Source organism: Pseudomonas sp. WC2401 (assembly GCF_041200115.1).
Taxonomy (GTDB): Bacteria; Pseudomonadota; Gammaproteobacteria; order Pseudomonadales; family Pseudomonadaceae; genus Aquipseudomonas; species Aquipseudomonas fragi.
This window is the reverse complement of record NZ_CP165623.1, coordinates 1-7500: the sequence shown is the minus strand read 5'-3', so window position 1 is coordinate 7500 and position 7500 is coordinate 1. Positions and strand designations below refer to the sequence as shown.

Below are 7500 nucleotides of genomic sequence, written 5' to 3'. Positions count from 1 at the left end.
TTCTGTAAGCCTGTGAAGGTGAGTTGAGAAGCTTGCTGGAGGTATCAGAAGTGCGAATGCTGACATGAGTAACGATAATGGGTGTGAAAAACACCCACGCCGAAAGACCAAGGTTTCCTGCGCAACGTTAATCGACGCAGGGTTAGTCGGTCCCTAAGGCGAGGCTGAAAAGCGTAGTCGATGGAAAACAGGTTAATATTCCTGTACTTCTGGTTATTGCGATGGAGGGACGGAGAAGGCTAGGCCAGCTTGGCGTTGGTTGTCCAAGTTTAAGGTGGTAGGCTGGAATCTTAGGTAAATCCGGGATTCTAAGGCCGAGAGCTGATGACGAGTGTTCTTTTAGAACACGAAGTGGTTGATGCCATGCTTCCAAGAAAAGCTTCTAAGCTTCAGGTAACCAGGAACCGTACCCCAAACCGACACAGGTGGTTGGGTAGAGAATACCAAGGCGCTTGAGAGAACTCGGGTGAAGGAACTAGGCAAAATGGCACCGTAACTTCGGGAGAAGGTGCGCCGATGGAGGTGAAGCATTTACTGCGTAAGCCCCTGTCGGTCGAAGATACCAGGCCGCTGCGACTGTTTATTAAAAACACAGCACTCTGCAAACACGAAAGTGGACGTATAGGGTGTGACGCCTGCCCGGTGCCGGAAGGTTAATTGATGGGGTTAGCTAACGCGAAGCTCTTGATCGAAGCCCCGGTAAACGGCGGCCGTAACTATAACGGTCCTAAGGTAGCGAAATTCCTTGTCGGGTAAGTTCCGACCTGCACGAATGGCGTAACGATGGCGGCGCTGTCTCCACCCGAGACTCAGTGAAATTGAAATCGCTGTGAAGATGCAGTGTATCCGCGGCTAGACGGAAAGACCCCGTGAACCTTTACTATAGCTTTGCACTGGACTTTGAATTTGCTTGTGTAGGATAGGTGGGAGGCTTTGAAGCGTGAACGCCAGTTTGCGTGGAGCCAACCTTGAAATACCACCCTGGCAACTTTGAGGTTCTAACTCAGGTCCGTTATCCGGATCGAGGACAGTGTATGGTGGGTAGTTTGACTGGGGCGGTCTCCTCCTAAAGAGTAACGGAGGAGTACGAAGGTGCGCTCAGACCGGTCGGAAATCGGTCGTAGAGTATAAAGGCAAAAGCGCGCTTGACTGCGAGACAGACACGTCGAGCAGGTACGAAAGTAGGTCTTAGTGATCCGGTGGTTCTGTATGGAAGGGCCATCGCTCAACGGATAAAAGGTACTCCGGGGATAACAGGCTGATACCGCCCAAGAGTTCATATCGACGGCGGTGTTTGGCACCTCGATGTCGGCTCATCACATCCTGGGGCTGAAGCCGGTCCCAAGGGTATGGCTGTTCGCCATTTAAAGTGGTACGCGAGCTGGGTTTAGAACGTCGTGAGACAGTTCGGTCCCTATCTGCCGTGGACGTTTGAGATTTGAGAGGGGCTGCTCCTAGTACGAGAGGACCGGAGTGGACGAACCTCTGGTGTTCCGGTTGTCACGCCAGTGGCATTGCCGGGTAGCTATGTTCGGGAAAGATAACCGCTGAAAGCATCTAAGCGGGAAACTTGCCTCAAGATGAGATCTCACTGGAACCTTGAGTTCCCTAAAGGGCCGTCGAAGACTACGACGTTGATAGGTTGGGTGTGTAAGCGCTGTGAGGCGTTGAGCTAACCAATACTAATTGCCCGTGAGGCTTGACCATATAACACCCAAGCAATTTGAGTCGAAGAGACCAGATTGCGGTGTGTGAAGACGATACAAACCGAAAGTTTGCGGTTCACAAAACACCAGGTTCTATTACATACCCATTCGCTGGAGCGTGAGCCGTAAGGCAAACGACCTGGCTACCGAATTTCTTGACGACCATAGAGCATTGGAACCACCTGATCCCATCCCGAACTCAGTAGTGAAACGATGCATCGCCGATGGTAGTGTGGGGTTTCCCCATGTGAGAGTAGGTCATCGTCAAGATTAAATTCCAAAAACCCTGTCTGCTCACGCAGACAGGGTTTTTGTTTTTATATAAGTACAAGCTTTGTAAAAAGCTTGTACGGTTAATCAGGCCATTTGCCTGGCTAACCAATAGATTGAACGTAGCAGGAAATAAAGCGTTGACAGCAGTGTGTAACACTGTAGAATTCGCCTCCCGCTAACGAGATATCGAAAGCGCAAGTGGTTGATGTTGTTGAAGTTCTCTAAGCAAAACTTTGAAAACATCAAAAATAACCGCTTGACAGCAACAGAGGCTGCTGTATAATGCGCGCCTCGGTACAGCGAAAGCTGACCAACCGCTCTTTAACAACTGAATCAAGCAATTCGTGTGGGTGCTTGTGGAGTCAGACTGATAGTCAACAAGATTATCAGCATCACAAGTTACTCCGCGAGAAATCAAAGATGTAACCAACGATTGCTGAGCCAAGTTTAGGGTTTCTTAAAAACCCAAAGATGTTTGAACTGAAGAGTTTGATCATGGCTCAGATTGAACGCTGGCGGCAGGCCTAACACATGCAAGTCGAGCGGTAGAGAGAAGCTTGCTTCTCTTGAGAGCGGCGGACGGGTGAGTAATACCTAGGAATCTGCCTGATAGTGGGGGATAACGTTCGGAAACGGACGCTAATACCGCATACGTCCTACGGGAGAAAGCAGGGGACCTTCGGGCCTTGCGCTATCAGATGAGCCTAGGTCGGATTAGCTAGTTGGTGAGGTAATGGCTCACCAAGGCTACGATCCGTAACTGGTCTGAGAGGATGATCAGTCACACTGGAACTGAGACACGGTCCAGACTCCTACGGGAGGCAGCAGTGGGGAATATTGGACAATGGGCGAAAGCCTGATCCAGCCATGCCGCGTGTGTGAAGAAGGTCTTCGGATTGTAAAGCACTTTAAGTTGGGAGGAAGGGCGTTAACCTAATACGTTAGTGTCTTGACGTTACCGACAGAATAAGCACCGGCTAACTCTGTGCCAGCAGCCGCGGTAATACAGAGGGTGCAAGCGTTAATCGGAATTACTGGGCGTAAAGCGCGCGTAGGTGGTTTGTTAAGTTGAATGTGAAATCCCCGGGCTCAACCTGGGAACTGCATCCAAAACTGGCAAGCTAGAGTATGGTAGAGGGTAGTGGAATTTCCTGTGTAGCGGTGAAATGCGTAGATATAGGAAGGAACACCAGTGGCGAAGGCGACTACCTGGACTGATACTGACACTGAGGTGCGAAAGCGTGGGGAGCAAACAGGATTAGATACCCTGGTAGTCCACGCCGTAAACGATGTCAACTAGCCGTTGGGAGTCTTGAACTCTTAGTGGCGCAGCTAACGCATTAAGTTGACCGCCTGGGGAGTACGGCCGCAAGGTTAAAACTCAAATGAATTGACGGGGGCCCGCACAAGCGGTGGAGCATGTGGTTTAATTCGAAGCAACGCGAAGAACCTTACCAGGCCTTGACATCCAATGAACTTTCTAGAGATAGATTGGTGCCTTCGGGAACATTGAGACAGGTGCTGCATGGCTGTCGTCAGCTCGTGTCGTGAGATGTTGGGTTAAGTCCCGTAACGAGCGCAACCCTTGTCCTTAGTTACCAGCACGTAATGGTGGGCACTCTAAGGAGACTGCCGGTGACAAACCGGAGGAAGGTGGGGATGACGTCAAGTCATCATGGCCCTTACGGCCTGGGCTACACACGTGCTACAATGGTCGGTACAAAGGGTTGCCAAGCCGCGAGGTGGAGCTAATCCCATAAAACCGATCGTAGTCCGGATCGCAGTCTGCAACTCGACTGCGTGAAGTCGGAATCGCTAGTAATCGTGAATCAGAATGTCACGGTGAATACGTTCCCGGGCCTTGTACACACCGCCCGTCACACCATGGGAGTGGGTTGCACCAGAAGTAGCTAGTCTAACCTTCGGGAGGACGGTTACCACGGTGTGATTCATGACTGGGGTGAAGTCGTAACAAGGTAGCCGTAGGGGAACCTGCGGCTGGATCACCTCCTTAATCGACGACATCAGCTGCTCCATAAGTTCCCACACGAATTGCTTGATTCATTGTAGAAGACGAGAACTGCAGAGTTGATCTGCGGTTTATCTGTCGTAAAGCTTAGAAATGAGCATTCCATCAGATGGTGGTGAATGTTGATTTCTGATCTTTTGATTAGATCGTTCTTTAAAAATTTGGGTATGTAATAGAAAGTTAGACTGGATAACACTTTCACTGGTGTTTATTCAGGCTAAGGTAAAATTTGTGATTGAAAGCAAATTTTCGGCGAATGTCGTCTTCATAGTATAACCAGATTGCTTGGGGTTATATGGTCAAGTGAAGAAGCGCATACGGTGGATGCCTTGGCAGTCAGAGGCGATGAAAGACGTGGTAGCCTGCGAAAAGCTTCGGGGAGTCGGCAAACAGACTTTGATCCGGAGATGTCTGAATGGGGGAACCCACCTAACATAAGTTAGGTATCTTAAGCTGAATACATAGGCTTAAGAAGCGAACCAGGGGAACTGAAACATCTAAGTACCCTGAGGAAAAGAAATCAACCGAGATTCCCTTAGTAGTGGCGAGCGAACGGGGACCAGCCCTTAAGCTGTATTGATGTTAGCGGAACGCTCTGGAAAGTGCGGCCATAGTGGGTGATAGCCCTGTACGCGAAAACATCTTTGCAGTGAAATCGAGTAGGACGGAGCACGAGAAACTTTGTCTGAATATGGGGGGACCATCCTCCAAGGCTAAATACTACTGACTGACCGATAGTGAACTAGTACCGTGAGGGAAAGGCGAAAAGAACCCCGGAGAGGGGAGTGAAATAGATCCTGAAACCGTATGCGTACAAGCAGTGGGAGCCCACTTTGTTGGGTGACTGCGTACCTTTTGTATAATGGGTCAGCGACTTATTTTCAGTGGCAAGCTTAACCGAATAGGGGAGGCGTAGCGAAAGCGAGTCTTAATAGGGCGTCTAGTCGCTGGGAATAGACCCGAAACCGGGCGATCTATCCATGGGCAGGTTGAAGGTTGGGTAACACTAACTGGAGGACCGAACCGACTACCGTTGAAAAGTTAGCGGATGACCTGTGGATCGGAGTGAAAGGCTAATCAAGCTCGGAGATAGCTGGTTCTCCTCGAAAGCTATTTAGGTAGCGCCTCATGTATCACTGTAGGGGGTAGAGCACTGTTTCGGCTAGGGGGTCATCCCGACTTACCAAACCGATGCAAACTCCGAATACCTACAAGTGCCGAGCATGGGAGACACACGGCGGGTGCTAACGTCCGTCGTGAAAAGGGAAACAACCCAGACCGTCAGCTAAGGTCCCAAAGTTATGGTTAAGTGGGAAACGATGTGGGAAGGCTTAGACAGCTAGGAGGTTGGCTTAGAAGCAGCCACCCTTTAAAGAAAGCGTAATAGCTCACTAGTCGAGTCGGCCTGCGCGGAAGATTTAACGGGGCTCAAACCATACACCGAAGCTACGGGTATCACCTTAGGGTGATGCGGTAGAGGAGCGTTCTGTAAGCCTGTGAAGGTGAGTTGAGAAGCTTGCTGGAGGTATCAGAAGTGCGAATGCTGACATGAGTAACGATAATGGGTGTGAAAAACACCCACGCCGAAAGACCAAGGTTTCCTGCGCAACGTTAATCGACGCAGGGTTAGTCGGTCCCTAAGGCGAGGCTGAAAAGCGTAGTCGATGGAAAACAGGTTAATATTCCTGTACTTCTGGTTATTGCGATGGAGGGACGGAGAAGGCTAGGCCAGCTTGGCGTTGGTTGTCCAAGTTTAAGGTGGTAGGCTGGAATCTTAGGTAAATCCGGGATTCTAAGGCCGAGAGCTGATGACGAGTGTTCTTTTAGAACACGAAGTGGTTGATGCCATGCTTCCAAGAAAAGCTTCTAAGCTTCAGGTAACCAGGAACCGTACCCCAAACCGACACAGGTGGTTGGGTAGAGAATACCAAGGCGCTTGAGAGAACTCGGGTGAAGGAACTAGGCAAAATGGCACCGTAACTTCGGGAGAAGGTGCGCCGATGGAGGTGAAGCATTTACTGCGTAAGCCCCTGTCGGTCGAAGATACCAGGCCGCTGCGACTGTTTATTAAAAACACAGCACTCTGCAAACACGAAAGTGGACGTATAGGGTGTGACGCCTGCCCGGTGCCGGAAGGTTAATTGATGGGGTTAGCTAACGCGAAGCTCTTGATCGAAGCCCCGGTAAACGGCGGCCGTAACTATAACGGTCCTAAGGTAGCGAAATTCCTTGTCGGGTAAGTTCCGACCTGCACGAATGGCGTAACGATGGCGGCGCTGTCTCCACCCGAGACTCAGTGAAATTGAAATCGCTGTGAAGATGCAGTGTATCCGCGGCTAGACGGAAAGACCCCGTGAACCTTTACTATAGCTTTGCACTGGACTTTGAATTTGCTTGTGTAGGATAGGTGGGAGGCTTTGAAGCGTGAACGCCAGTTTGCGTGGAGCCAACCTTGAAATACCACCCTGGCAACTTTGAGGTTCTAACTCAGGTCCGTTATCCGGATCGAGGACAGTGTATGGTGGGTAGTTTGACTGGGGCGGTCTCCTCCTAAAGAGTAACGGAGGAGTACGAAGGTGCGCTCAGACCGGTCGGAAATCGGTCGTAGAGTATAAAGGCAAAAGCGCGCTTGACTGCGAGACAGACACGTCGAGCAGGTACGAAAGTAGGTCTTAGTGATCCGGTGGTTCTGTATGGAAGGGCCATCGCTCAACGGATAAAAGGTACTCCGGGGATAACAGGCTGATACCGCCCAAGAGTTCATATCGACGGCGGTGTTTGGCACCTCGATGTCGGCTCATCACATCCTGGGGCTGAAGCCGGTCCCAAGGGTATGGCTGTTCGCCATTTAAAGTGGTACGCGAGCTGGGTTTAGAACGTCGTGAGACAGTTCGGTCCCTATCTGCCGTGGACGTTTGAGATTTGAGAGGGGCTGCTCCTAGTACGAGAGGACCGGAGTGGACGAACCTCTGGTGTTCCGGTTGTCACGCCAGTGGCATTGCCGGGTAGCTATGTTCGGGAAAGATAACCGCTGAAAGCATCTAAGCGGGAAACTTGCCTCAAGATGAGATCTCACTGGAACCTTGAGTTCCCTAAAGGGCCGTCGAAGACTACGACGTTGATAGGTTGGGTGTGTAAGCGCTGTGAGGCGTTGAGCTAACCAATACTAATTGCCCGTGAGGCTTGACCATATAACACCCAAGCAATTTGCTTAGAGCAAGTTGCGGTGTGTGAAGACGATACAAACCGAAAGTTTGCGGTTCACAAAACACCAAATCTATTACATACCCATTCGCTGGAGCGTGCGCCGCAAGGCAAACGACCTGGCTACCGAATTTCTTGACGACCATAGAGCATTGGAACCACCTGATCCCATCCCGAACTCAGTAGTGAAACGATGCATCGCCGATGGTAGTGTGGGGTTTCCCCATGTGAGAGTAGGTCATCGTCAAGATTAAATTCCAAACCCCCTGTCTGCTAACGCAGACAGGG

Annotated in this window: 5 rRNA genes (1 of these 5 only partly in view); all 5 read left to right on the top strand. The window is 50.6% G+C overall.

The window, feature by feature from the left end:
• A 23S ribosomal RNA gene (locus AB3G35_RS00025) occupies positions 1-1707 on the top strand (it extends 1187 nt beyond the left edge of the window).
• 153 nt (positions 1708-1860) lie between these two features.
• A 5S ribosomal RNA gene (gene rrf, locus AB3G35_RS00020) occupies positions 1861-1976 on the top strand.
• 480 nt (positions 1977-2456) lie between these two features.
• Positions 2457-3993, top strand: a 16S ribosomal RNA gene (locus AB3G35_RS00015).
• 312 nt (positions 3994-4305) lie between these two features.
• Positions 4306-7199 (top strand): 23S ribosomal RNA (locus tag AB3G35_RS00010).
• 147 nt (positions 7200-7346) lie between these two features.
• A 5S ribosomal RNA gene (gene rrf, locus AB3G35_RS00005) occupies positions 7347-7462 on the top strand.
• The 16S, 23S and 5S rRNA genes sit together here, the layout of an rRNA operon.
• The last annotated feature ends 38 nt before the right edge of the window (positions 7463-7500 follow it).